Annotated in this window: 24 protein-coding genes; 11 read left to right on the top strand and 13 right to left on the bottom strand. The window is 69.9% G+C overall.

Annotation, left to right across the window (positions count from 1 at the left end; translation table 11 throughout):
- Nucleotides 1-89 precede the first annotated feature (89 nt).
- Together FMM06_RS06980 and thiD are read right to left on the bottom strand one after the other, a co-directional pair.
- Nucleotides 90-719, bottom strand: coding sequence for a ribonuclease HII (locus FMM06_RS06980; protein WP_144236559.1), 630 nt, complete (start codon nt 717-719; stop codon nt 90-92).
- Nucleotides 716-1,489 (bottom strand): bifunctional hydroxymethylpyrimidine kinase/phosphomethylpyrimidine kinase, encoded by a 774-nt coding sequence (gene thiD / locus FMM06_RS06975; RefSeq protein WP_144236558.1) that lies wholly within the window; start codon nt 1,487-1,489, stop codon nt 716-718. Before thiD ends, FMM06_RS06980 begins: the two co-directional genes overlap by 4 nt.
- A 221-nt stretch (nt 1,490-1,710) precedes the next feature.
- Between thiD and FMM06_RS06970 the strand changes: the two genes are divergently transcribed.
- The 3 genes from FMM06_RS06970 (at nt 1,711) to FMM06_RS06960 (ending at nt 4,931) form a co-directional block, all read left to right on the top strand.
- Nucleotides 1,711-2,493: an EAL domain-containing protein gene (locus FMM06_RS06970; protein ID WP_456237316.1), complete on the top strand. Its 783-nt coding sequence runs from the start codon at nt 1,711-1,713 to the stop codon at nt 2,491-2,493.
- A gap of 83 nt (nt 2,494-2,576) precedes the next feature.
- On the top strand, nt 2,577-4,289 hold the full coding sequence (gene ilvD / locus FMM06_RS06965; RefSeq protein ID WP_144236557.1) for a dihydroxy-acid dehydratase: 1,713 nt from the start codon (nt 2,577-2,579) through the stop codon (nt 4,287-4,289).
- Nucleotides 4,290-4,322: 33 nt separating this feature from the next.
- Nucleotides 4,323-4,931, top strand: coding sequence for an acyloxyacyl hydrolase (locus FMM06_RS06960; protein WP_235889126.1), 609 nt, complete (start codon nt 4,323-4,325; stop codon nt 4,929-4,931).
- Here FMM06_RS06960 and FMM06_RS06955 read toward each other — a convergent pair.
- Nucleotides 4,925-5,152 (bottom strand): hypothetical protein, encoded by a 228-nt coding sequence (locus tag FMM06_RS06955; RefSeq protein WP_144236555.1) that lies wholly within the window; start codon nt 5,150-5,152, stop codon nt 4,925-4,927. The genes FMM06_RS06960 and FMM06_RS06955 overlap by 7 nt on opposite strands.
- Before the next feature lie 57 nt (nt 5,153-5,209).
- On the opposite strand from FMM06_RS06955, the gene FMM06_RS06950 reads away from it, so the two are divergent.
- Both FMM06_RS06950 and FMM06_RS06945 read left to right on the top strand, forming a co-directional pair.
- A complete protein-coding gene (locus tag FMM06_RS06950) occupies nt 5,210-6,607 on the top strand; it encodes an NAD(P)H-hydrate dehydratase (RefSeq protein WP_235889124.1) in 1,398 nt (465 codons plus the stop codon).
- Nucleotides 6,604-7,788: a class I SAM-dependent RNA methyltransferase gene (locus tag FMM06_RS06945; RefSeq protein WP_144236553.1), complete on the top strand. Its 1,185-nt coding sequence runs from the start codon at nt 6,604-6,606 to the stop codon at nt 7,786-7,788. Before FMM06_RS06950 ends, FMM06_RS06945 begins: the two co-directional genes overlap by 4 nt.
- Here the strand turns inward: FMM06_RS06945 and FMM06_RS06940 are convergent.
- Genes FMM06_RS06940 through FMM06_RS06930 form a run of 3 tightly spaced genes read right to left on the bottom strand, consistent with a single transcriptional unit; the run spans nt 7,785 to nt 9,525 of the window.
- Nucleotides 7,785-8,570 carry a 3'(2'),5'-bisphosphate nucleotidase CysQ family protein gene (locus tag FMM06_RS06940; RefSeq protein ID WP_144236552.1) on the bottom strand — a complete coding sequence of 262 codons (786 nt, stop codon included), beginning with the start codon at nt 8,568-8,570 and terminating at the stop codon, nt 7,785-7,787. The genes FMM06_RS06945 and FMM06_RS06940 overlap by 4 nt on opposite strands.
- A 17-nt stretch (nt 8,571-8,587) precedes the next feature.
- The gene (locus FMM06_RS06935) at nt 8,588-8,929 is read right to left on the bottom strand and encodes a GntR family transcriptional regulator (RefSeq protein ID WP_144236551.1); all 342 of its coding nucleotides are present in this window, start codon (nt 8,927-8,929) and stop codon (nt 8,588-8,590) included.
- 32 nt (nt 8,930-8,961) lie between these two features.
- The gene (locus tag FMM06_RS06930) at nt 8,962-9,525 is read right to left on the bottom strand and encodes a nitroreductase family protein (protein ID WP_144236550.1); all 564 of its coding nucleotides are present in this window, start codon (nt 9,523-9,525) and stop codon (nt 8,962-8,964) included.
- 101 nt (nt 9,526-9,626) lie between these two features.
- On the opposite strand from FMM06_RS06930, the gene FMM06_RS06925 reads away from it, so the two are divergent.
- The 5 genes from FMM06_RS06925 to FMM06_RS06905 all read left to right on the top strand — a co-directional run bounded on the left by FMM06_RS06925 (nt 9,627) and on the right by FMM06_RS06905 (nt 15,681).
- Nucleotides 9,627-11,390, top strand: coding sequence for a peptide MFS transporter (locus tag FMM06_RS06925; RefSeq protein WP_144236549.1), 1,764 nt, complete (start codon nt 9,627-9,629; stop codon nt 11,388-11,390).
- Nucleotides 11,390-12,808: an amidohydrolase gene (locus FMM06_RS06920; protein WP_144236548.1), complete on the top strand. Its 1,419-nt coding sequence runs from the start codon at nt 11,390-11,392 to the stop codon at nt 12,806-12,808. The genes FMM06_RS06925 and FMM06_RS06920 overlap by 1 nt, the downstream gene beginning before the upstream one ends.
- An 89-nt stretch (nt 12,809-12,897) precedes the next feature.
- Nucleotides 12,898-14,181 (top strand): amidohydrolase family protein, encoded by a 1,284-nt coding sequence (locus FMM06_RS06915; protein WP_144236547.1) that lies wholly within the window; start codon nt 12,898-12,900, stop codon nt 14,179-14,181.
- Nucleotides 14,182-14,224: 43 nt separating this feature from the next.
- Nucleotides 14,225-14,881 carry an NnrU family protein gene (locus FMM06_RS06910; protein ID WP_144236546.1) on the top strand — a complete coding sequence of 219 codons (657 nt, stop codon included), beginning with the start codon at nt 14,225-14,227 and terminating at the stop codon, nt 14,879-14,881.
- The gene (locus FMM06_RS06905) at nt 14,878-15,681 is read left to right on the top strand and encodes an SDR family NAD(P)-dependent oxidoreductase (protein ID WP_144236545.1); all 804 of its coding nucleotides are present in this window, start codon (nt 14,878-14,880) and stop codon (nt 15,679-15,681) included. The genes FMM06_RS06910 and FMM06_RS06905 overlap by 4 nt, the downstream gene beginning before the upstream one ends.
- Nucleotides 15,682-15,685: 4 nt before the next feature.
- Here the strand turns inward: FMM06_RS06905 and FMM06_RS06900 are convergent, their stop codons facing one another.
- Nucleotides 15,686-16,681, bottom strand: coding sequence for an aldo/keto reductase (locus FMM06_RS06900; protein ID WP_144236544.1), 996 nt, complete (start codon nt 16,679-16,681; stop codon nt 15,686-15,688).
- Nucleotides 16,682-16,725: 44 nt separating this feature from the next.
- On the opposite strand from FMM06_RS06900, the gene glmM reads away from it, so the two are divergent.
- On the top strand, nt 16,726-18,066 hold the full coding sequence (gene glmM, locus FMM06_RS06895) for a phosphoglucosamine mutase (RefSeq protein ID WP_144236543.1): 1,341 nt from the start codon (nt 16,726-16,728) through the stop codon (nt 18,064-18,066).
- Here the strand turns inward: glmM and FMM06_RS06890 are convergent.
- The 6 genes from FMM06_RS06890 to FMM06_RS06865 form a co-directional block, all read right to left on the bottom strand.
- Nucleotides 18,063-18,755: an N-formylglutamate amidohydrolase gene (locus tag FMM06_RS06890; RefSeq protein WP_144236542.1), complete on the bottom strand. Its 693-nt coding sequence runs from the start codon at nt 18,753-18,755 to the stop codon at nt 18,063-18,065. The two genes, glmM and FMM06_RS06890, sit on opposite strands and share 4 nt — an antisense overlap.
- A 103-nt stretch (nt 18,756-18,858) precedes the next feature.
- Nucleotides 18,859-19,167: a hypothetical protein gene (locus tag FMM06_RS06885; protein ID WP_144236541.1), complete on the bottom strand. Its 309-nt coding sequence runs from the start codon at nt 19,165-19,167 to the stop codon at nt 18,859-18,861.
- A gap of 172 nt (nt 19,168-19,339) precedes the next feature.
- A complete protein-coding gene (locus tag FMM06_RS06880) occupies nt 19,340-20,182 on the bottom strand; it encodes a 4-(cytidine 5'-diphospho)-2-C-methyl-D-erythritol kinase (protein WP_144236540.1) in 843 nt (280 codons plus the stop codon).
- Nucleotides 20,152-21,864, bottom strand: a complete 1,713-nt coding sequence (locus tag FMM06_RS06875) for a tetratricopeptide repeat protein (RefSeq protein WP_144236539.1) — start codon at nt 21,862-21,864, stop codon at nt 20,152-20,154. Before FMM06_RS06875 ends, FMM06_RS06880 begins: the two co-directional genes overlap by 31 nt.
- Nucleotides 21,861-23,747: a S9 family peptidase gene (locus FMM06_RS06870; RefSeq protein ID WP_144236538.1), complete on the bottom strand. Its 1,887-nt coding sequence runs from the start codon at nt 23,745-23,747 to the stop codon at nt 21,861-21,863. The genes FMM06_RS06875 and FMM06_RS06870 overlap by 4 nt, the downstream gene beginning before the upstream one ends.
- Before the next feature lie 109 nt (nt 23,748-23,856).
- Nucleotides 23,857-25,503, bottom strand: coding sequence for an electron transfer flavoprotein-ubiquinone oxidoreductase (locus FMM06_RS06865; protein WP_144236537.1), 1,647 nt, complete (start codon nt 25,501-25,503; stop codon nt 23,857-23,859).
- Between the last annotated feature and the right edge of the window lie 42 nt (nt 25,504-25,545).

Genomic DNA, 25,545 nt, shown 5'->3' with positions numbered 1-25,545 from the left:
GCGAGGTGGCGGCAATTCGACTCGAAACCGCTAGGGGTTGAGTCCGGGCAGCCGCGGGACTCCCACCCCTAGCGTGTTGCCGCAAAGACTCACGCCGCGGCTTTTCCGAACTTGCGCGGTTCGAGGGTGCGCCACTCGCGTACCGGCCAGAAGCTCTGGCGATGATGCGCGCATGGTCCCAGCGTGCGCAGACCGTTGGCGTGCTCGGCGGTGCCATAGCCCTTGTTGGTCGCCCAGCCATAGCCGTCGTGCGCACCCGCCAGCTCGATCATCATGCGGTCGCGGGTCACCTTGGCGATGATCGAGGCGGCAGCGATCGAGACGCACAGCGCGTCGCCCGACACGAGGGTCTCGGTGCTGCGCGTCCAGCGCGGCTTGCGGTTGCCGTCGATCAGGACATGGTCGGGATCGGTCGGGAGTGCGGCGACCGCACGCTCCATCGCCAGCATCGTCGCCCAGTGGATGTTGATCTCGTCGATTTCCGCGACCGACGCGATGCCCACCCCGAATTGCGCGCAGTCGACGAGCATCGCCCACAGCGCCTCGCGGCGCTCGTGCGTCAACTGCTTCGAATCGTTGAGCCCCTTCGGGATGCACTTCGGGTCGAGCACCACCGCGGCGGCGACCACCGGCCCGGCCCAGGGCCCGCGCCCCGCCTCGTCGACGCCGGCAACGCGCCCGCCATGCTTCTTCTCGCGGCGATACGTCGGACCCTTCACTTCGGGATGCCTAGTGGCCCATGCCCCTGCCCAAAGCCCGGTGCCGCCAAGATCGCCGCGTGTACATAGTCCCGCGCCTCGCGCGCCGCCTGTTCGAGCGGCAATCCGCGCGCCAGCCCGACCGCCAGCACCGACGCCAGCGTGCACCCGGTCCCATGCGTGTGCCGCGTGTCGATGCGCGTCGACGTCATCCGTACCTGCGCGAGCGGCGTCACCAGCCAGTCGGCGATCTCGTCCCCCTCGAGATGCCCGCCCTTGGCGAACACGGCGCGCGCGCCCTGTCCCAGCAGTTCCTGCGCCGCCAGCACGACATCGGCCTCATCCTCGACCTCAACGCCGGTCAGCGCGACGAGTTCGGGGGTGTTCGGGGTGACGACGCTGGCCAGCCGCAGCAGCCCCGCCATCGCGCCCACTGCATCCTCGTCGAGCAATGCCGCGCCGCCCTTGGCGACCATCACCGGATCGAGCACCACGGGCACGCCGACCCCCGCCAGCACGTCGCCTACCGCGCGGATGATCTCCGCCGACCCCAGCATGCCGATCTTGATCGCATCGGCGCCGATGTCGTCGAGGCACGCGCGCATCTGATCGGCGACCATCGCCGCCGGCACGCCGTGCACACCCGTGACGCCGAGCGTGTTCTGCACGGTGATCGCCGTCACCGCAGTCATCCCATAGCCGCCGAGCGCCTGGACGGTGCGCAGGTCGGCCTGGATGCCCGCCCCGCCCGATGAGTCCGACCCGGCGACGATCAATACCCGCGGGATCATGCCGCGCGCCGGTCGCTGAGCTTGATGTAGATCATCCTGGTCCGATTGAAGCTGTGCAAGTCTCTGGTCGAATACTCTGATCCGCCGAAATCGCGAGGGTTGATTGACCAGCTTCGGACGTCCGCATCGATCGGCACGGGGGCAATACCGTATGGCTACCCCGACAGCCGCGGACGATCATGCGCCGTCGATCGAGACTGTGCTTACCGGGTGATGCAGCCATGGAGATGATCAAGCCGCCGCGGCCTTGCCCCGGATGCCGCGACGGCGAGAGCTTCGCGCCCGATCTTGCCATGGCGTTCCAGCCGATCGTCGATGTCAGCCTTGAGCGCGTCTACGCCTATGAGGCGCTGGTCCGCGGCCCGAACGGCGAAAGCGCGCAGGGCGTCCTGTCGCAGGTCAGCGCCGAAAACCGCTATGCGTTCGACCAAAAGTGCCGCGTCGCCGCCATCCGGGGTGCGGTCGCGGCCGGCATCCTCGACGACGATGCTAAGCTGTCGATTAACTTCCTGCCCAACGCGGTCTATTCACCGATCGCGTGCATCCAGTTGACGCTCGCCACCGCCACGGCGACCGGCTTTCCGACCGACCGGCTGATCTTCGAGTTCACCGAGAACGAGCAGATGCCCGATCCGGCACACGTCGCGAACATCGTCGCAGCGTACCGCAAGATGGGCTTCGCCACCGCGCTCGACGATTTCGGCGCGGGCCATGCGGGTCTGGCGCTGCTCGCGGCGATCCAGCCCGATATCATCAAGCTCGACATGGCGCTGATGCAGGGCATTGCCGCCAGCAGCGTCAAGCGCACCATCGTCGCGCACGTCGTCCGCATGTGCGCCGAGCTCGGCATCGTGGTGATCGGCGAAGGCGTCGAGACCGTGGCCGAGCTCGACGTGCTGCGGCAGATCGGCGTGCGCTACATCCAGGGCCACGTCTTTGCCCGGCCTGGCTTCCGCAGCCTCGCCCCCGTCCACTGGCCGGCTAGCACCGCAATCGCGATCTAGTGGCGCGTCAGCACCGGGACCAGCGAGAACTTGACCCGCGACCCCCTCCCCCGCCACTAGGCGCGCCGAAGGGGAGCCCCGTGATGACGTTCGACAAGTCCCGCCTGCCGAGCCGCCACGTCACCGTCGGGCCGGAGCGCGCGCCGCACCGCAGCTATTACTACGCGATGGGCCTGACCGCCGAGGACATCGCCAAGCCCTTCGTCGGCGTCGTCTCGGCGGGCAACGACAGCGCCCCGTGCAACACCACTCTCGACGCGCAGGCCGATGCCTGCCGCGAGGGCGTGATCGCTGGCGGGGGCACGCCGCGGCGGTTTAACACGATTACGGTCACCGACGGCATTGCGATGGGCCACCAGGGCATGAAGTCGTCCCTCGTCAGCCGCGAGGTCATCGCCGACTCGATCGAACTGAGCGTCCGCGGCCACAGCTATGACGCGCTGGTCGGCTTCGCAGGCTGCGACAAGAGCCTGCCCGGCATGATGATGGCGATGCTGCGCCTCAACGTGCCCAGCGTATTCGTCTATGGCGGGTCGATCCTGCCGGGACGCTTCGAGGACAAGGACGTGACCGTCGTCGACGTGTTCGAGGCAGTCGGCCAGTATGCCGCCGGTGCCTGCCCGCTGGCGCGGCTGACCGCGCTGGAAAAGGTCGCCTGCCCCGGCCACGGCGCATGCGGCGGGCAGTTCACCGCGAACACCATGGCGTGCGTCGCCGAGGCCATCGGGCTGTCGCTGCCGTCGTCCAACATGATGCCCGCCCCCTATGCCGGGCGCGGGGAGATCGCTGTCGCGGCGGGCGCGGCGGTGATGGACTGCCTGGCGAAGAATATCCGTCCGCGTGACATCTGCACGCGCGAAGCCTTCGAAAATGCCGCGACCGTGGTGGCGGCGACGGGAGGCTCGACCAACGCCGCGCTACACTTGCCCGCGATGGCGAGCGAGGCGGGGATCGACTTCACGCTGTTCGACGTCGCCGAGATCTTCAAGCGCACGCCGTACATCACCGACCTCAAGCCCGGCGGCCGTTACGTCGCGCGCGACCTGTACGACGCGGGCGGGATCTACATGGTGATGCGCACCCTGCTCGACGGCGGCTTCCTGCACGGCGACTGCATGACGGTTACCGGCAAGACCCTCGCCGAGAACCTGAGCGAAATCGAGTGGGTGGAGAACAAGGTCATCCGCCCGGTGAGCGACCCGATCAGCCCGACCGGCGGCGTCGTGGGCCTGCGCGGCTCGCTCGCCCCCGACGGGGCGATCGTCAAGGTCGCGGGCCTCCACCGCCTGCAATTCGAGGGGCCGGCGCGGGTGTTCGACTGCGAGGAGGACTGTTTCGCGGCGGTCGAGGCGCGGCTGATCCAGAAGGGCGAGGTCGTCATCATCCGTTACGAAGGCCCCAAGGGCGGCCCCGGCATGCGCGAGATGCTGTCGACCACCGCCGCGCTGTACGGCCTGGGGCTGGGCGAGCACGTCGCGCTGATCACCGACGGCCGCTTCTCGGGCGCCACCCGCGGCTTCTGCATCGGCCATGTCGGGCCCGAAGCGGCCGACGGCGGCCCGATCGCGCTGGTCCAGGATGGCGACGTCGTGTCCATCGACGCCGAGGCGGGAACGATCGATCTGCTGGTCAGCGACGACGAGCTCGAGCTGCGCCGGGTGGCGTGGCAGCCGCGCGTCAACGCCTACCAGTCGGGGGCGCTGTACCGCTATGCCCAGACCGTCGGCCCGGCGTCGCTTGGTGCGCTGACGCATCCTGGCGCGAAGGCCGAGCGCCACATGTACGCCGATATCTAGGGATCTGAGTTCATGTACCGCGTAAAGTGCGTTATGACCGCAGCCCTGGCGCTCGCGGCCTTCCCGACGGCGGCACAGGTCGCTGGTCCCGAGATCGCTATCGGTGTTCTCGATCACGCGATCCGCAAGCCGTTCCGCGACGACCCGCCGCCGGGCTTCATTTACCAAGGCGAGGAGGAGCGCGGCAGCGCCGACATCCAACTGGTCTATCGCAGCGCGCCGCTGACCAAGGCGCTCAAGCCCCGCCTGACTGCGCGGCTGCAGGTCAATACCGAGGGGCGCACGAGCTTCGCCAGCGTCGGCGCCGAGTGGCGGCAACACGTGTTGAACGATCGCATCTACGGGCAGATCGGCATCGGCCTGACGGTCCACGACGGCTATCGCTTCACCCCCGACCCGTTCGCTTCCGGGCTGTCGGCGGCGGAGGCAGCCCGGCGCTTCGACCTCTACATCGAGCGGACCTCGTTCGGATCACGCGTGCTGTTCAACCCCAACCTATCGATCGGGGTGCGGCTGAACCAGCGCTGGGCGGTCGAGGCGGCCTTCGAACATTTCAGCCACGCCCAGGTCTTTTCGAAGCAGAACCCGGGGATCAACAGCGTCGGGATCCGGCTGGTCCGCGCGCTTGGCCGGCGTCAGTAGGGCGAGACCGGCGTGATCGGGATACCCGGCGCGGGCGGCATGACGCGCGGTGCGGCGGTCGGCGGCGCAGGCTGGATCGCGTCCCACAAGGGTTCGCCGGTGCCGTCGCGGGGGACTTCGCCGGGGGTGCCGCGCTTGTAGGGCTGGCCGACGTAGAGTGGCGACGGGGCGCACGCCGCGAGGCCCAGTGCGGTGCCGGCCAGCAGAAACAGGTTACGCATCATCGCGGCTGCCAGTTACAGGACGCCATGACTTTGACAAGCTGCGATCCGCGACCCGTGCTGACCGCCGCCGAAATGCGGGCGGCCGAGGCGCGCGTGATCGCCGCCGGCACCCCGGCCCTCGACCTGATGGAGCGTGCCGGCGCGGCGACGGTCGCGGCGATCCTGGCGTTCGATCCGCCGTCGTCGGCGGTGGTGCTGTGCGGACCCGGCAATAACGGCGGGGACGGCTATGTCGTGGCGCGGCTGCTCGCGGCGGCGGGCGTCGCGGTGCGCGTCGCGACGAGCGGCCCGCCGCGTTCCGACCCGGCGCGGGCGGCGGCTGCGGCGTGGGACGGGGCGGTCGAATATTTCGATGCCGAGCCTGCCACGCTGTGCGTCGACGCGCTGTACGGCACCGGGCTGACGCGTGCCCTGCCCGCTCCCGAGGCGGCGGCGCTGGCGCGACTGGCCGGCGCGGCGCGGACGTCGGTGGCGCTTGACCTGCCGAGCGGGGCGGCCAGCGACGACGGTGCGCTGCTCGGCGAGGTTCCGGCGTTCGATCTGACGGTGGCATTCGGCGCGCTCAAGCCCGCGCATCTGCTCGAGCCCGCGCGGTCGCGCTGCGGGCGGATCGTCGTGGCAGATGTCGGGCTGGGGCCGCTCGACACGAGTTGTACGGACAACCTGCGCCCTCCCCTCCCCACTCCCGCTGCCGATGCGCACAAATACACGCGGGGACACGTCATCGTGCTGGGCGGCGGAGTCGGACGCGGCGGTGCGGCGCGGCTGAGTGCGCAGGCGGCGCTGCACCTTGCCGGGGCCGTGACGCTGGGCGTGCCGGGTGCGGCCGTGATCGAGAATGCCGCGCGGCTCGACTCGCCGATGCTGCGCCGGGTCGACGATGCCGAGGCGCTCGCCGCGCTGATTTCGGCTGCCAGGCCTCGTGCGCTGGTCGCGGGACCGGGACTCGGCACCCATGCGCGCGCCGCCGCGCTAATCGACGGGAGCCTCGCGAGCGGCGTGCCGCTGGTCCTCGACGGCGACGCCTTCACGCATTTCGCGGGCGATCCCGGGCGGCTCGCGAAGGCCGTCCGCGGGCCGGTCGTGCTGACCCCGCACGAAGGCGAATTCGCGCGGCTGTTCGGCGACCGCCCCGGCAACCGGATCGACCGCGCGCGCACCGCCGCCGCGCTGACCGGCGCGGTCGTCGTGCTCAAGGCTGCTGACACCGTGATTGCCGCCCCCGATGGCCGCGTGCGGATCAACACCCATGCCGCGCCCTGGCTGGCGACCGCAGGATCGGGCGACGTGCTGGCGGGGATCATCGCCGGGCTGCTCGCGGGCGGTCGCGACTCCTTCGACGCCGCCTGCGCGGGCGTTTGGCTGCACGGCGACCTGGGGGTGCGCGGCGGGCCCGGGCTGACCGCGGACGCGATGCACGCGCTCCTTCCCGCTGCACTGGCTGCGCTATGAGTCCCGTCATCCGCATCGGCGCGCGCGGCGACGGCGTCACTGCCGATGGGCGCTTCGTGCCGTTCGGCGTGCCGGGCGACACGCTCGCCGACGACGGCACGCTGGTCCACGGCCCCGACCACCAGGACCCGCCGTGCCGTCACTTCCCGGAGTGCGGCGGCTGCCAGCTCCAGCACGTCGCCGATCCCGCCTATGCCGACTGGGCGGTGGCGCGCATCGTCCATGCGCTCGGCGGTGCCGGCGTGACCCCGGGCGAGGTCATGCCTGTCCACCTCTCGCCGCCGCGCAGTCGTCGACGTGCGTCCCTGCGCGGCGTCAAGCGCGGCGGGCAGCTCGTGCTGGGCTTCAATGCCGAAGCGAGCCACCGCATCGTCGATATCCGCGAATGCCATGTCCTGCTGCCCGGCCTGTTCGCGCTTGTCGCGCCTTTGCGCGGCCTGCTGTCGTCGGCGCTGAAGGACGGCCAAGGTGCGGGCGTCACGCTGACGATGACGACGACGGGCATTGACCTGCTGCTGTCGAACGTCGCGGCGACGAAGCTCGGCGACATCGAGCGGCTGACGGCGTTTGCCGACGCCCACGACCTCGCGCGCCTGTCGGTCGAGAACGAGGGCGGCGTCGAGACCATCGCCGAACGCCGCGCCCCGCTGGTGCGGCTGGGCGGAGTCGACGTCGCGCTGCCGCCCGCCGCCTTTCTGCAGGCGACCGAGGACGGCGAGGCGGCTTTGGTCGCCGCCGTGCTAAGCGCGACGCGCGGCGCGGGCAAGGTCGCCGACCTGTTCGCGGGGCTCGGCACCTTTGCACTGCCGCTCTCGAACGCCGCGCGCGTGCTCGCGGCCGATGCGGCGGGGCCGGCAATGGTCGCGCTCAAGGCTGCAGCGATCGGCCGCCTGCTGCTGACCGAGCACCGCGACCTGTTCCGCAATCCGCTGACTGTGTTCGAGCTCGACCGCTTCGACACGGTGGTGTTCGATCCGCCGCGTGCGGGCGCGGCGGCGCAGGTCGCGCTGCTGGCGCAGTCCAAGGTGCCGTGCATCGTCGCGGTGTCGTGTAACCCCAGCACCTTCGCGCGCGACGCCGCGCTGCTGACGGGCGGCGGCTACCGGCTGGAGCAGCTATGGCCGGTCGGGCAGTTCCGCTGGTCGACGCACGTCGAGCTGGTCGCGCGGTTCGTGCGCTAGAGCGGCGGCAGCACCCCGAAAGCTCCCGCATCGCCGACCGCCAGGAATCCGCCGTTCTTGTACTCGGCCTTCCCATAACCGAAGTCCGCCCCGTCGAGCCCGCGCATCGCGCCGCCCGCCGCGAGCAGCACGGCGTGGCCCGCCGCGGTGTCCCACTCGCAGGTCGGGCCGTAGCGCGGGTAGACGTCGGCCGACCCCTCCGCGAGGCGGCAGAACTTCAGGCTCGATCCCGCGGGTTCGAGCGCGCAGGCGCCCAGGCTGGTCACCCAGTCGGTGGTCAGCGGGTCCATGTGGCTGTGGCTGACGACGACGACGGGCAGCGGACGCATCGGCTGGGTCGTGATCGGGCGGCGCACGCTGTCGCTGCCGTCCTGCCGGAACGCGCCGTGCCCTCGCGCGCCCGCCCACAACACCCCGTCGCGCGGCGACAGCACGAGGCCCAGGACGGGCACCCCGCCCTCGACGAGTGCGATATTGACCGAATAAGCCGGGCGCCCTGCGATGAAGTCGCGGGTGCCGTCGAGTGGGTCGATCAACCAGAAACGCGCGCACGGGTCGGGGCGGTGGCCGGCGGCGTGCGCCTCCTCGCCGACGATCTCGCCGTCGTCGACCGCGCGGATCGCAGCGGTCAACAGCGCTTCGGCCTGTTCGTCGGCGATGGTGACGGGCGAGGCGTCGGCCTTGTCGGACACCGCGAAGCCGCCGGTGCGGACGGCCTCGATCAGTTCACCGGCCGCGAACATCGCGGGGGTCAGGGCGTCGATCAGCGGATGGGACTGCATGGTCCCCTCATAGACGTTCAAGCGTCGGCGAACAGGTCCGATGGAGACAGGCCCAGCCGCTCGACGCGGGTGCGGATGCGCGGCCATTCCTCGCGCAGGAAGGCGGTGCGTTCGGAGCGCAGCAGGGTCGCGCGCGCCCCGGCCTCGACATACAGGCCGACGCCCTTCTTGGCGGCGACGAGGCCAGCGGCCTGCAGCTCCTGATACGCCTTGGCGACGGTAAGCGGGTTGACCGCAAGCTCGACCGCCAGCGCGCGAACCGATGGCAATTGGTCGCCGTCACCGTCGGTGCGGTCGATGATGCGCGCGACGATGATGTCGCGGATCTGGAGATAGATGGGGCGGTCGCCGTGAAACACAGGTGTGGTATCGCGCTCAAACAGCGGTGCTGTCAACCGTCCCAGTGCATTACTACGGTAGCGGGGTCGGGACGAACGCGTTCGTCGAGCGGCTGGGTGGGCGTACCGATGAACACGAAGCCCGCGATGCGGTCGCCGGGCCGCCCGAGCGCGGCGGTGACGCCCGGCGAATAGGCCGCCCAGCCGGTCAGCCAGTTCGCGGCGAAGCCCATTGCCGAGGCCGCGGCGCACAGCAGGCCGCAGGCCGCGCCGACCGACAGCTCCTGCTCCCAGCGCGAGATCTTGTGCGGCTCGACGACCCGGCTGAGCACCGCGACAAGGCACGGCGACTGGTGCGCAAAGGCACGCAGCGGGCCGACGTCGACGTCGGCGACTTCGGCGCGGTAGGTCGCCTCGAGCAGGTCGGCGAACGCCGCGCGGTTCTCGATCACCACGAACGCCCACGGACTGAGCTTGCCGTGATCGGGCACGCGCATCGCGACGCCGAGCATGCGGTCGAGCTGCCCCGGCGTCGGCCCGGGCGCGGCGAGGTCGCGCGCCTTTCCCGACCGGCGCGTGGCGAGCAGGCTGAGCGGCGTCGAGCGGTCATTGAACATGGCGGCGGCGCTAACATCCGCCCTCTTGCCCCGCAAGTTTGCGGCGCTACTGTGCCGCGCTTGAAGCGCCGCCATCAGAGCGGCCGACATCAGGGATTTGCATGGCCACTACCCCCGCACCGACCGCCGACACCGGCTGGTTCGGCCACCCGAGACAGCTGGCGCGCCTGTTCTCGACCGAGATGTGGGAGCGCTTCGGCTTCTACGGCATGCGGGCGCTGCTGACGCTGTATCTCGCCGAACATTTCCTGTTCAGCCAGTCGACGACCAACGGCCTTTACGGCGCGTTCACCGCGCTGGTCTATCTGACGCCGCTGCTCGGCGGGCTGCTCGCGGACCGCTATCTCGGATCCAAAAAGGCGGTGAAGTTCGGCGCGTTGCTGATGGCGGCGGGCTATTTCACTTTGTGCTTCGGCGGTGACGCGGCCAAGCCCTTCGCGACGATCGACGGCCAGCGTTATGAAGTGCAGGTCGAGAAGCAGGGCGAGACGTCGCGCCAGTTCATCGTCGACAACGGCGAGCGGCTGCGCATCAAGGGCAACGACGACGGCAGCGTCGCGCTGCTGCGCGCCGACGACACCCCTGCCCGCACCCTGCCCAAGGGCGCGCTGGTCTCGGGCGGCGAGCGGTCGGAGCTTTATGTCTTCATCATGCTGGCGGCGCTGTCGGCGGTGACGGTCGGCAACGGCTTCTTCAAGCCCAATATCTCGACGATGGTCGGCGGCCTCTACGCCGATGGCGACCGGCGGCGCGATGCCGGGTTCACGATCTTCTACATGGGGATCAACATCGGCGCCTTCCTGTCGCAGTTCTTCCTGCCGCTGATCGCGCTGTATTTCGGCTGGTCGCTCGGCTTCGGGCTGGCGGCGGTCGGCATGCTGCTGTCGTACCTGCTGTTCCAGTTCGACCGTGGCGGCCTGGCCGGCCACGGCGAGCCGCCGCCGCAGAAGGGCAGCCGCGACCTGGTGATCTATATCGCCGCGCTGGCCGCGATCCCGCTGGTCTGGCTGCTGTTCCGCAACACGCTGGACGTCGCCGAGAGCGCCGCCGCCGCCGCCAAGGCGGGCACCGGGATCATCGGCTATTTCGTCGCGCTGCCGCTGCTCGGCAAGATCATGTTCTCGACCTTCCTGGCGGCCGTCGTCGGCATCCCGCTGTATGCATGGCGAACGGGCAGCAAGGCCGAGTTCCAGATGATGAGCGCGGCGTTCGTGCTGATCGTCTTCAACGTCGTGTTCTGGACGCTGTTCGAGCAGGCGGGCAGCTCACTGACCTTCTTCGCCGACCAGAATACCGAGCGCGACCTCGGCTGGTACCTCGTCCCTGCGGGCCAGGTGCAGGTGTTCAACGCGATCTTCATCATCATGCTGGCGCCCGTCTTCAGCTGGCTGTGGCTGAAGCTGGCACGGCGCGGGATGGAGCCCGGCATTCCGGTCAAGTTCGGCATCGCGCTGATCGGTGCGGGCGCTGGCTTCCTGGCGCTGGTGTTCGGAACGCAGTTCGCGGGGCCGGACTTCAAGGTCGGGCTGGGGTGGATCGCGCTGATCTACTTCATCCATTCGGCGGCCGAGCTGTGCATCTCGCCGGTCGGCCTCAGCATGATCACCAAGCTGTCGATGGCGCGCATTGTCGCGATGATGATGGGCGTGTGGTTCCTGTCGATCGCGGTCGCGCAGTATGTCGCCGGCATCGTCGCGCAGTTCGCTAGCGTCGAGACGGTCGGCGGCGAGGTCACCAACCTGCGCGTCAGCCTCGAAACCTATGCCGGCGTGTTCAGCACGATTGGCTGGATCGCGGTCGGCATCGGCGTCGTGCTGCTGCTGATTTCGCCATTTATCAAACGCTGGATGCACGGGGTCGATTGATGCGTAACCTGACACTTGCGGCACTGTTGCTGACCGCCGCCTGCACGACGACGCCGCGACCGCAGGCCAACCGGCCCGCGCCGGGCTCGCAGGAGGTGCTGGCGATCCCCGCCGATCCGTTCCCGTCGACCTACCGTGCCTATCCGTCGGTCACGACGGTGATCCGGAACGTCAACATCTACGACGGCAAGGGCGGCAAGATCATCGGCGGTGCCGTCCGGCTGGAGAACGGCAAGGTCGCCGAGATCGGGCAGACCGTGGCGACACCCGCCAACGCGCGGATCATCGAGGGCCAGGGCAAATGGCTGACCCCCGGCATCATCGACATCCACAGCCACCTCGGCGACTACCCTGCGCCCGGCGTTCAGGCGCACAGCGACGGTAACGAGGCGACGGGCCCCAACCGGTCGGAGGTCTGGGCCGAGCACTCGGTCTGGCCGCAGGATCCGCAGTTCACCCGTGCACTGGCCGGCGGCGTCACGACGCTGCACGTCCTGCCGGGCTCAGCCAACCTGTTCGGCGGACGCGGCGTGACGCTCAGGAACGTGCTCGGCCGCACTGCGCAGGACATGAAGTTCCCGGGTGCCAAGCCCAGCCTGAAGATGGCGTGCGGCGAAAATCCGAAGCGCGTGTATGGCTCGAAGGGCCAGTCGCCGGCGACGCGGATGGGCAATATCGCCGTCGCGCGCCAGGTCTGGTCCGACGCGCAGAGCTACAAGCGCCGCTGGGAGGATTATACCAGGCGCGCCAAGGCCGGCAGCGCCAAGCCGACCGACGCGCCGCGCCGGGAGCTGGCGAACGACACGCTGATGGGTGTGCTCAATGGCGATATCCTGCTGCAGCAGCACTGCTACCGCGCCGACGAAATGGCCAATATCATCGCGATGTCGAAGGAGTTCGGCTACAAGGTCACGACCTTCCACCACGCGGTCGAGGCGTACAAGATCGCCGACCTGATGGCGCGGGAGAATATCTGCGGCGCGGTCTGGGCCGACTGGTGGGGCTTCAAGATGGAGTCGTACGACGGCATCAACGAGAACGCCGCCTTCCTGCAGGCGGCGGGCGCGTGCACCGTCATTCACTCCGACGACGCCGACGGTATCCAGCGCCTGAACCAGGAGGCTGCCAAGGCCGCCGCCGCCGGCCGCCGTGCCGGCATTCCCTTGCCCCCCGAGCTGGTGTGGCAGTGGGTGTCGCTGAACCCCGCGAAGGGCCTCGGCATCGCCGACCAGACCGGGAGCCTCGAGCCCGGCAAGCGCGCCGACGTCGTGCTGTGGAATGGCGAACCCTTCTCGGTCTATTCGCGGCCCGAGGTGGTTTGGATCGACGGCGCGGTGATGTACGATTCGGCCGACCCCAACAAGCGACCCGTCACCGACTTCGAACTCGGCCAGCCGGGCAAGGGAGACACCAAGTGAGCTTTGATCTCCCGACCCCGTCATCCCGGCGTAAGCCGGGACCCATCTCCCGAGCCTCGAAATGGGCCCCGGCTTTTGCCGGAGTGACGATGCTCGCGGCAGTCTTCGCCATGCCGGCCACCGCTGAAACCGTCGCGATCGTCGGCGGCACTGTCGTCACGGGCAACGCCGACGCGCCGATCGTCGGCGGCACCGTGATCATCGACGGCGGCAAGATCCGCGGTGTCGGCGGCAGCGACGTGGCCGTGCCCGCGGGCGCGCGCGTCATCGACGCCAAGGGCAAGTGGGTGACGCCCGGCATCTTCGCCGGCATGTCGTTCATCGGCGCCGCCGAGGTCAACGCGGTCGACGACACCAACGAGACGCGCGCGTCGAAGTCGCCCTTCTCGGCGGCGATCGACCTGTCGCCGGGGATCAACTCCGCCTCGTCGAGTATTGCGGTCGAGCGGCTGGGCGGCATCACCCGCGCCGCGGTCACGCCGATCGCCAGCCGCGAGATCTTCGCCGGCCAGGGCGTCGTGATCAGCCTCGCCAAGGGCCTCGACACCGTCACCACTCGCCAAGCGTTCCAGTTCGTCGAGCTCGGCGAGAACGGTGCCGAGACGGCGGGCGGGTCGCGCCCCGTCGCCTATCTCAACTTCCGCAACGCCCTGCGCGAGGCGATCCGCTACGCCGCCAACCCTGGCGCCTATACCGAGGGCCGCGACCGCGATGCGCTGCTGACGCGCATGGATGTCGCTGCGCTCGTGCCCGTCGTTAAAGGTCAGCAGCGCCTGCTTGTCCATGTCGAGAGCGCGCAGGACATCCTCAACGTGCTCGCGCTGCGCACGGAGTTCGAAAACCTGAAGCTTGTGCTCGTCGGCGTCCGCGAGGGCTGGCGCGTCGCCCCGCAGATCGCCGCGGCGCGGGTGCCGGTGATCGTCCAGCCGATGCTCGACAACCCCAACAGCTTCGAGGCGCTGGCCTCGACGCGCTCGAACGCCGGGCGGCTCGTCGCGGCGGGCGTCAACGTCGCGCTCGGCATCCTCGAACAGGACGCCAGCTTCCAGGCGCGCAACCTGACCCACTATGCCGGCAACCTTGTCGCGCAGGCGAAGGTGCCCGGCGGCGTCGGGCTGACCTGGGCGCAGGCGATGCGCACGATCACCAGCGCGCCCGCCAGCATCTTCGGCATGAGCGACACGGGCTTCCTCGGCTCGGCCCAGCGCGCGGACGTGGTGGTGTGGGACGGCGATCCGCTCGAGCTGACGTCGGCGCCAACCGACATCTTCATCGACGGCGTCGCGCAGCCGATGACCAGCCGCCAGACCGAGTTGCGCGACCGCTACCTGGGTCTCAGGCTGCAGGACGCGCCGCTGGCATACCGGAGGTAGACGGTCGCGCCTTGCCGGCGCGGGGGAACGACGGGGGGATGACATGACGGTGCTGCTGATCGCGCTCGCCAGTTTCGTCGGCACGCACCTGCTTTTGTCGCATGCCCTCCGCCCGCCCCTCGTCGCGGCGCTCGGCGAGAAAGGCTTCACCGGCGTCTATTCGCTCGTCGCCGCCGTCACGCTCGGCTGGGCGGTATGGGCGTGGGGGCGCGCCGAGGTGGTGCCGCTGTGGAGCGCGTCGCCGTGGGTCTGGTGGGCGGCGGTGCCCGTCATGCTGCTCGCGAGCGTGCTGTTCGTCGGGTCGGTCAGCGCACCCAATCCCGCGCTGATGGGCGACCTGCGCGATACGAGCGGCGGTCCGCGCGGCGTGCAGGCGATCACGCGCCATCCGATGATGTGGTCGTTCGCTCTCTGGGCGCTGGTTCATGCGATCGTGTCGGGCGACGCGCGGACGGTCGCGTTGTGCGTCGCGGTCGGCGGTCTGGCGCTGGTCGGCGCGCGTTTCCAGGACGGCAAGAAGCGCGGCCAGCTCGGCGAGCGCTGGGCAGCGCACGAGGCGGCGACGAGCTTCGTGCCCTTCGCGCGCGGGGTGCGCAGCCCCGGGCTTGTCGCCTTGCTGGGCGGCGTGGTTTTGCTGGTCGTCGCGATGACACTGCACCCCATCGCGGGCGGCCCCGATCTGTGGAGCATCTTCGCATGAGCTATTCGGGCAAGATCGTCTGGGTCACCGGCGCGTCGTCGGGCATAGGCGAGGCGCTCGCCAAGGCGTTCAGCGACCAGGGTGCCAGCGTCATCCTGTCGGGGCGGCGCGTCGGCGCACTCGACGATGTGGCGCGCGCCTGCCGCGGCGACACGCTGGAGCTGCCGTTCGAGGCGACCGACTACGACGCCCTGCCCGGCATCGTCGCGCAGGCCGAAGGCTGGAAGGGCCGCATCGACGTGCTGGTCAACAACGCCGGCATCTCGCAGCGCAGCCTCGGCAAGGACACGAAGTTCGAAGTCTATCGCGAGCTGATGGAGGTCGACTTCTTCGCGCCGCTGCGCCTGACCCAGCTCGTGCTGCCGGCGATGCTGGCGCGCGGCGAAGGGCATTTCATCAATATCGCGTCGGTCGCCGGCAAGATCGGCGGCGTGCTGCGCACCGGCTATTCGGCGGCTAAGCACGCGCTGATCGGCTACTCCGACGCGCTGCGCGCCGAGAACGAATATGCCGGGCTGAAGGTCACCGTCGTGACCCCGGGATTTGTCCGGACGAATATCGCCACCCACGCGCGGTCGGGCGACGGCAGCGAACGCGGCCGCAGCGACGAGGACATCGATTCGGGCATCTCGCCCGACGAGGCGGCGCTGATGATCCTGGCGGGCATCGCCGCGGGCAAGCGCGAGATCCCCGTCGCACGCGGCGCGATCGCCGAGGCGCTGAAGCTCAAGTCGATCGATCCCGAGCGGCTGTTCGACGTGATGGCGGCGCAGGGGGCGATGATGGCGGCGCGGGAGTAAGGCGCTACTTCCGCAGCATCGCGAGCATCGCGGGGTTCCCGTAGCGCGGCCCCGCCGTGCCGCCGACCACCGCCGCAGCCGCGAGCGCATCCAGATCCTCAGGCGTCAGCACGATCGTCGCCGCCCCCGCCGAATCCTCCAGCGTCGCCCGTCGCTTCGACCCCGGGATCGGCACGATGTCCGACCCTTGCGCGAGCAGCCACGCCAGCGCGACCTGTGCAGCACTCGCCCCGTGCGCCGCTGCGACGCCCTGTACCGCGGTCAGCAGCGCGACATTGGCGTCGTAGTTCGCGCCTTGGAAGCGCGGATCGTTGTGGCGGTAATCATCCTTCGGATACTCCTCGGCGCGCTTCGCAGTGCCCGCGAGGAAGCCGCGCCCGAGGGGCGAATAGGGCACGAAGCCGATGCCGAGTTCGCGGCACATGGGCAGGATCTCGACCTCGACCTCGCGCTCCCACAGCGAATACTCGGACTGCAGCGCGGCAATCGGGTGCACCGCGGCGGCACGGCGCAGCGTCTCGGCGCCGGCTTCGCTCAACCCGATATGGCCGATCTTGCCCTCGCGGACGAGGTCGGCGAGCGCGCCGACGGTGTCCTCGATCGGTACTGCAGGGTCGACGCGGTGCTGGTAGAACAGGTCGATGAAGTCGGTGCCGAGGCGTTTCAGGCTCGCCTCGCACACGGCGCGCAGGTGCGCGGGCGACGAATCGAGGCCGCGCAGGCCGTTCTCGAAAGTGAAGCCGAACTTGGTCGCGATCTTCACCCCCGCGCGGCGATGCCCGAGCGCGCGGCCCAGCAACTCCTCGTTGGTGTACGGACCATAGACCTCGGCGGTGTCGAACAGGGTGATGCCAAGATCGACCGCGCGGTGAACCGTGGCGATCGCCTCCGCCTCGTCGGTCACGCCGTACATCGCGGGCAGGCCGGCGACGCCGGTCATTCCCATGCAGCCCAGCCCGAGCGCCGAGACCGTCAATCCGCCGAGATTGCGCTGCTGCATCGTCATTCCTTTCAAGCGTGTCGCGACCGGGTTAGAGCAGGTGGATGACAAACGCACCCCGCCGCTATTTCGGCACCGACGGCATCCGCGGCCTGACCAATTCCGGCGCACTCACCCCCGCCGCGGCGATGCGGGTGGGCCAGGCGGCGGGCGCGCATTTCCTGCGTGGCGACCACAAGCACCGCGTCGTCATCGGCAAGGACACGCGCCTGTCGGGCTACATGATGGAATCGGCGCTGACCGCCGGCTTCACGAGCGTCGGCATGGACGTCATTCACGTCGGGCCGATGCCGACGCCTGCAGTCGCGATGCTGACGCGCTCGCTGCGCGCCGACCTGGGGGTGATGATCTCCGCCAGTCACAACCCCTTCCACGACAACGGCATCAAGCTGTTCGGCCCCGACGGCTATAAATTGTCCGACGCCGACGAGGCGAGCATCGAGCGGCTGATCGACAGCGAACTGCCCCTCGCCGCCCCCGCCGCTATCGGCCGGGCGAAGCGCATCGACGATGCCGCGGGCCGCTACATCCACTTCGCCAAGTCGACCTTCCCGGAGGACCTGCGCCTCGACGGGCTGCGCATCGTCGTCGATTGCGCGCACGGCGCTGCCTACAAGGTCGCGCCCGCGGCGCTGTGGGAACTGGGCGCCGATGTCGAGACGATCGGCAACGCGCCAAACGGCTTCAACGTCAACGAGGGCGTCGGCTCGACCCACCCCGAGGCGCTGCAGGAGCGCGTGCGGGCCAGCGGGGCGGACATCGGCATCGCGCTCGACGGCGATGCCGACCGGCTGATCGTCGTCGACGAGACCGGTACCCTGGTCGACGGCGACCAGCTGATGGCACTCATCGCGGGCAGCTGGGCGGCGCGCGGGGCGCTCAAGGGTGGCGGGCTGGTGGCGACCGTGATGTCGAACCTGGGTCTCGAACGCTATCTCGGCGGGCTTGGATTGAGCCTCGAGCGCACTTCGGTGGGCGACCGGCATGTCCTCGAGCGGATGCGCAGCGGCGGCTTCAACGTCGGCGGCGAGCAGTCGGGGCACATCATCATGAGCGACCATGCGACGACCGGCGACGGGCTGGTCGCGGCGCTGCAGGTGCTCGCGGTGCTCGTCGCGCGCGGCCGCCCGGCGTCGGAGGTGCTGCACCTGTTCGACCCCCTGCCCCAGCTCCTCAAGAACGTGAAGGTCGACGGCGCGGCGCTGGTCAACACCCGCGTCAAGGCAGCGATCGCCGATGGCGAGGCACGCCTGTCGGGCACGGGCCGCGTCCTGATCCGCAAGTCGGGTACCGAGCCGCTGATCCGCGTGATGGCCGAGGGCGAGGACCTGGCGCTGGTGACGGCGGTGGTCGACGACATCTGCGCGGCGGTGCGCGCCGCCTAGGCGCACGCTCGAATGACGGGCTCCAAAATGGCCGCCCAGCGCGCCACGCCCGCGGCGTCGCCCAGCTGGTCCTGCCGGACCTCGATGCCGAGATAGGGCAGCCCCCGCGCTTCGGCATGGCGGTCCATCGTGTAGTTGAGGTCGCGGCCCGAATAGGGCTGGTTGTCGCCCGCATTCAGCCCGGCGGCGCGCAGCAGCGGCAGCGCGATCCGCGCGGCGCGGTCGTCCTCATTGTACAGGATCCCCACCGGCCACGGCCGCGGCTCGGCACGCGACGACAGTGCGGGGGTGAAGCTGTGGACGCTGACAATCAGGCGCGGCGGCCGTGCGTCGAGGTGCGCTTCGATCGCACCGTGATAGGGCGCGTGCCATTCGGCGAGTCGCGCGGCGCGGGCGGCGGCGTCAATCCGGTTGCCGGGGATGGCGATGCCGTCGCTCTCGACCGGAATCGCAGCCTCGGGCGGGCGGTTGAGATCGACCACCAGCCGCGACACGACGCCCAGGATCGCCGGTGCATCGAGCACGACGGCGAGTGCGGCGGTCAGCTCGGCGACCCCCAGGTCGACCGCGACGTGCGTGTCCAACACGTGGGCGTCTACCCCGAGGTCGAGGCCCGGCGGCACAGCGCGCGCCGCATGGTCGGCCACGAGCAGCAGCGAGGCGTGGCCGGGGATCAGTGCGACGGGCATGGCCGCCTGACTAGCGGGCGCGCCCTTCACAGAAAAGGGCCGCCCGGCGATGAACCGGGCGGCCCGAGCGTGGCCGGTGCAAGGGAGAGCCCGGCCCCGAGGGTCAGTTGGCGGGCGTCGCCGAAGTCGCGGCGGCGAGCTGGTCCTTGTCGATGCCCAGCGCGGTCGCGGCGACGCGGAACTTGCGGCCGGCCTCGAACGCGTTGTCGGCGGCGCACAGCGCCTCGCCGGTGCGGATGTTGGCGATCGCCTTGCGGGCCTTGGCAGGCTCGGCGGTGGCGGCGGCGCTGCGCAGCTGCGCGGCGGTGGCGGCGCACTCGGCGGTCGAGGCAACGGCGGGCGAGGTCGCGGTGCCGAGGAAGGCGAGGCTGACGGCGAAGGCGATCGGGGCGGCGATGGGGCGGGTCAACATGTCGGTCTCTCCTGGCAGGGGGGCCTGTGGCAGGAGTGCCTTGGGTCCCGGTTGAGTGATACTCAGAACAACTGAGTGACGCTTTAAGTCCGACTCAGAACGCCGTCAAGCGCAATTTGAGTGTCGGTCAGAACTATTTCTTTAGCACAGATTTGCTGCGGTGCAGCAAGGATTATTGCGGACCGCCGTCGCCACCCGGCTGGCGCATCGAGGTATAGGCCGACCACCACTCGGCAGGCACCGCGCGCGAGGCCGCCGAAGCCGCCGCCATGCTCCTGAACAGCGCGAAGACACTGCCCCCCGACCCCGACATGCGTGCGACGACGCAGTGCTCGCGCGCCGCAAGCCACTCGATCATCGTGGCGATCGCGGGCACCAGCGCGACGGCCGGTGCTTCGAGGTCGTTGCGCAGTTCGCCCAGATGCAGTTCCGGATCGAGCGGTCCGCGGTCGACGCCGTCCCACCCTGCGAACACCGGTCCCGTGGGCACCGGCACGCGCGGATTCATGATCAGCACCGGCATCCCCGCCACGCCGGCATCGACCGGCGTCAGTACCTCGCCCCGACCGGTGCCGAGGCAGGTCTGGCTGGCCACGCACGCCGGCACGTCGGCGCCGAGTTCGGCGGCCATCGCAGTCAGGTCGGCGCGCGACCGCTCGACGCCCCACTCGCGTGCCAGCAAGCGAAGTGCTGCGGCCGCATCCGCCGACCCGCCGCCGAGCCCGGCGGCGACCGGGATGCGCTTGGTCAGATGGAGCGCCGCACCGGTGCGAATCCCGGTCTCGCGCTGCAACAGCCGCGCCGCACGCAGCACGAGGTTGTCGTCGCCCTGCCCCGCGGGCCCGGCGAAATCCCCTTCGATGGTCAACGACAGGTCGCGCGCCGGCTCGGCCGTCAGCGAGTCACCGAAGGCGGTGAAGGCGAACAGCGTTTCGAGGTCGTGATAGCCGTCCGCCCGCCGCCCGCGGACGTGGAGCGCGAGGTTCAGTTTGGCGGGGGCGTGTTCGAAAGCCAAGCGGCATCCCCCTGCGTACCCGTCAGCGCGACGTCGAGGCCAAAATCCAGTTTCGCTGCAACCGCCGCGCGCGCCTTTGGCACGGTGCCGAGATCGTACGCCGCGCGCCAGCGGAAGCGCGCCTCGATCCGCCGACCGGTGCGCCAATAGGCATCGCCCAGATGCTCGTTGATCGTCGGGTCCCCGGGTTCGGCCGCGGCGGCGCGCTCGAGCGTCACCACCGCCTCCTCGAACTGGCCGCGCCGGAACTGCGCCCAGCCAAGCGAATCGGTGATGAAGCCGTCGTCGGGCCGCAGTGCCGACGCGCGCGCGATCAGCGTCTGCGCCGCATCGAGCGTCAGCCCCCGGTCGAGCAGCGCATAGCCGAGATAGTTGAGTACCGTCGGCTCATCGGGCGCGAGCGCCAGCGCGCGGCGCAGGTCCGGCTCCGCCGCCTTCCAGTCGCTCGCCTGTTCGAAGCTGCTGCCGCGCAGGAAATACAGCGTCCAGTTGGGCTTGCCGTCGTTCGCCTCGACGAGCGCGATGGCGCGACCATAGGCGCGTGCGGCATCGAGGTGCAGGTCGGCCTTGCGGAACCAGTCGCCGAGCCGCGACCAGGCCTCGGCATCCGCACCCAGCGCTGCGGCGGCGGTTTCGAGAAGCGCACGTGCCTCCGCCTCGCGGCCCGTCGAGCTCAGCACCTCGGCCCGCCGCGCCCGGGCCAGGCCGATCAGCGGGTCGTTCGCCGGGATGCGGTCATAGGCAGCGAGCGCCGCCGTGCCGCGCTCGCTGCGCGCCAGCACGTCGCCCGCGATGAGCCACGACGCACTCGCAGCCGGTCCGCCCGGTGTCGCGGTAAAGGTTGCGACGCGCGCGAAGACGAGCGCCAGCGGCACCGGCTTGTCGCGCGACAGGTCCGTCGCCAGCCGCGCGCACAGCCAGGCGATTCCGTCGGCTGGGCTGCCCGCCAGCGCCCCGACCCGCCGTCCCGCCGCAAGCCGGGCGCGCGCGGCGGTGACCGTCGCGTCGCCACGCAGGCCCTCGAGCAGCTTCGTCGCCCCGTCGCGGTCGCCGCCCTGCTGCAGTGCATCCGCCTCGCCGATCGCGAGGAAGCTGACCCCCGGGCCCGTCCCGGCGCGCAGGTCGCGATAGGCGGTAGCCGCCTCTGGATAGCGCCCCGCGGCGGTCAGCATGTGCGCCCGCGCCTCCGCGACGTACGAGCGCGTGAAGCCGGTCATCGCGGCCGGGTCGAGTTTCGCCAGCGCCTCGGCCTGCTTGCCGCGCCCGAACAGCGTCCACGCCTCGACGATCGGCGCGACGACGGCGGCATAGCCCACGTCGGCGATCCCGGCGCGCGCGCCGTCGGCCGCGACCCAGTCGCCGCGCTGCACCGCATCCGCCAGCCGGATCAGCGCAACGGTCGAATCGCCGCCCTGCGTGGCAGTCAGCCGCGCCGCGAGGCCCGCCGCCAGCTTCAGGTCGCCCGCCGCGACCGCCGTCTCGAACGCCCGCCGCGTCAGCGCCGCATCCGCCGGATCGCGTCGCCGCGCCCCGTCGAAGTAACGTGCCGCATCGGTCAGCTGCCCGTCGTCGCTGGCGAACCGCCCCAGCACATAGCCCTGCGCCGCCGACTGGGTGGTGCGCGGCAGCGCCTCGACCGCGGTCGCGGTGGTCAGGAGCACAAGGACGAGCACGGTTTTCATCGGCCCGCTCCGGTTGCCGCGCCCGCAGGCTTCAGATGCTCGACGAAGAAGCCGACGATCTCGGTCGTCGAACGCACCCGGTTCGGCGTCTTGCGCCAACCGTGCCCCTCGTCGGGAAACAGCGTGTACTTGACCGGCACGCCGCGGGCCTTGAGCGACGCGACGATCTGCTCGGCCTCGACGACGGGGACGTTGGTGTCGTTGGCGCCATGTAGTACGAACAGTGGGGTCGTGATGCGGTCGAGCTTGTGGATCGGCGACAGGCTCTTCAACATCGCCGCCTCGGTAACCGGATTGCCGTATTCGGTCGTCGAGATCGCCGCCATCCAGGGCTCGGTCTCGCGGAAGAAGCTCTCGAAATTGACGATGCCGAACAGGTTGGCGCCGGCGGCGAACATCTTGGGATATTCGGTGATCCCGGCCATCACCATATAGCCGCCATAGCTGCCGCCCATGATGCCGAGCCGCGCCGGATCGGCGATGCCCTTCGCCACCAGCGCATCGGTCGTCGCCTTGATGTCGCTGACCGAGCCGACGCGCTTCGCGCCGTCGTCCATCGCCATGAACGCCTTGCCATAGCCGCTCGACCCGCGGACGTTGGGCGCGAACACCGCGATGCCCGACGCGACCAGCGCCTGCGCATCGGGGCTCATCGTCGGCCGCGCCTGCCCCTCGGGACCGCCGTGATAATTGAACACCAGCGGCAGCGGGCCCTTGGCGTTTGCAGGCCGGTACAGCCAGCCCGACAGCTTGACCCCGTCAGGCGCGGCATAGTCGACCAATTCGGGCCGGACGAGCGCCGCGAGGTCGACGCCGTCGGCGGCGCTCGTCGTCAGGCGCGTCGCCTGGCCGGTGGCGACGTCGATGGCGTAGACGTCGTTGGTGCGGTTCGCGGCACCGCCCTGCATGACGAGCTGGCGCCCGTCGCGGCTGAACTCGAACGGGCTGCCATAATCGACCGGCAGCCCGGTGACGGGGCGCAGCTTGCCCGAGGCGGTGTCGTAGAACGCCATCTCGATCCGCCCACCGACGTTCCACGCCAGCGCGGCGGTCCTGCCATCGTCGCTGAGCACGCCGGCGTCGGCGACCGCATCGTCGCGCGTCGCGAACCAGCGGATCGGCGAAGGCGTGCCATCGGCGGCCAGCGTGATCGTCCCGAATGCCGCGCGGTCGCGTCCGACATCGGACGCGACATAGACGGTGCGCCCGTCGGGCGACATCTCGGCCCAGTCGGTCTCCGCCTTGCCCTCGTGCGGGGTCAGCAGCACCTCGCGCCCGGTTCCGCGATCGATCAGGAAGACATTGGTATCGCCGCGCCCCACCAGCCGCACGACGGTGGCGCGCTTGCCGCGCACATCGGAAACAGTGTTGAGCCCCTTGTTCGCCGCCAGCATTTGCCACTTGCCGCTCGCGACGTCGATCAGCGCGGGGTCGCGCGCGGCGGGGTTGTCCTTGTTGCTGTCGACCCGCAGCGCGCTGCCGTCGCGCGTCCAGCCGCCGAGGCCATTATTGTCCTTGCCGCCCGGCGTCAGGCGGCGCGCGCCGCTGCCGTCGGGCGCGCTGACCCAGATCTGCGAATTGAGCCCGCCGCCCGGTGCGACGGCGTAGGCGATAAGGTCGCCGCGCGGCGACCAGGCGACCGCCTGAACAGGGTCGGGCAGCTTGGTGATCTGGCGGGCCGCACCCCCGCTGCGGTCGCCGATCCAGATCTGCGGACTGCCGCTGGCGTTGCTGAGATAGGCGAAGCGCTTGCCGTCGGGCGACAGGCTGGGCGACGAAGCGCTACCGATGCGGCCGAGTGCGGCGATCTTCGCGGCGAGCGCTGCGTCCTGCGCAGCGGCTGGGGTGGCGAGCGCGAGCAGCAGGGCGAGGGTCAGCTTCATGGGGGCCAGTTTGCGCTTGGGCGCGGCAGAAAGGAAGGGGCGTCGCGGCGAAGCCGCGCCGTCGGACGGCACCGAGCGTGGGCCGCCCGGGCCGCCGCCCGAGCTTGCGCTACATATTCGGATAGTTCGGCCCCCCGCCGCCTTCTGGCACCACCCAATTGATGTTCTGCGTCGGGTCTTTGATATCGCAGGTCTTGCAGTGGACGCAATTCTGCGCGTTGATCTGGAACTTCGGCTGCCCTTCGACCTCGACGATCTCGTAGACGCCCGCCGGGCAATAGCGCTGCGCCGGCTCGTCGTAGAGCGGCAGGTTGTGCTGGATCGGGATGTCCGGATCACGCAGCGTCAGGTGGACCGGCTGATCCTCCTCGTGGTTGGTGTTTGACAGGAAAACGCTCGACAATTTGTCGAAGCTGATCACCCCGTCGGGCTTGGGGTACACGATTCTGTGGACGTGGTCCTTGCGCTTCAGCTGCTCGTTGTCGCGGTGGTGGCTCAGCGTGAAGGGCATGCGGATGCCCAGATGCTCGGCCCACATCGTGACGCCCGCCAGCAGGGTTCCCACGACGTTGCCGGTCTTCTCGACGAGCGGCAGCGTGTTGCGGACGCCGCGTAGCTCCTCATAGACCCAGCTCGCCTTGTAGGCGTCGATGTACGACTGGAGCTCGTCGCCCTGGCGCTGCGCGGTGATCGCCGCGACCGCGGCGTCGGCGGCGAGCATGCCGGTCTTCATCGCGGTGTGGCTGCCTTTGATGCGCGGCACGTTGACGAAGCCCGCGCTGCACCCGATCAGCGCACCGCCGGGGAAGGTCAGCTTCGGCACCGACTGCCAGCCGCCGTCGTTGATCGCGCGCGCGCCGTAGCTGACGCGGCGTCCGCCGGTCAGCAGCGCCTTGATCTCGGGGTGCGTCTTCCAGCGCTGCATCTCGTCGAACGGCGAGAGGTACGGGTTCGAATAGTTGAGCCAGGTCACGAGCCCAAGCGACACCTGGCCGTTCGCCTGATGATAGATCCAGCCGCCGCCATTCGCCTCGCCGAGCGGCCAGCCCTGGGTGTGGATGACCCGGCCCGGCACGTGCTTGGCGGGATCGATATCCCAAAGCTCCTTGATACCGATGCCGTAGACCTGCGGCTCGACGTCCTTGGCGAGCTCGAAATGACGGATCAGCTGCTTCGACAGATGCCCGCGCACGCCTTCGGCGAAGAAGGTGTATTTGGCGTGGAGTTCGAGGCCGGGCTGATAGCTGTCCTTGCGCGTGCCGTCGCGCGCCACGCCCATGTCGCCGGTCGCGACGCCCTTCACCGAGCCGTCGTCGTTCCACAGCACTTCGGCCGCCGCGAAACCGGGGAAGATCTCGACCCCCAGGGCTTCCGCCTGCCCGGCGAGCCAGCGGCATAGATTGCCGAGGCTGACGGTGTAGCAGCCCTTGTTGTTCATGAACGGCGGCATCAGGCCGTGCGGGAATTCGTACTTCTTCTTCTCGCTCAGGATCCAGTGATGGTTCTCGGTCACCGGCACGGTCAGCGGGCTGTCGAGGTCTTTCCAGTTCGGCAGCAACTCGTCGAGCGCGCGCGGGTCGACGACCGCGCCCGACAGGATGTGCGCACCGATTTCTGAGCCCTTTTCAAGGACGCAGACCGCCAGTTCGATCCCCGCCTCGGTCGCCGCCTGCTTGGCGCGGATCGCCGCCGACAGGCCGGCCGGCCCGCCGCCGACGATGACGATGTCGTACGGCATCGATTCGCGTTCGGACATTCTCGTTCCCAATCCCGCAGTCTGTCGCAGCTTTGCAATGGT

It is taken from the genome of Glacieibacterium frigidum, assembly GCF_007097155.1.
In the GTDB taxonomy this organism is placed as follows: domain Bacteria; phylum Pseudomonadota; class Alphaproteobacteria; order Sphingomonadales; family Sphingomonadaceae; genus Glacieibacterium; species Glacieibacterium frigidum.
This window is presented reverse-complemented; position numbering and strand designations above follow the sequence as displayed.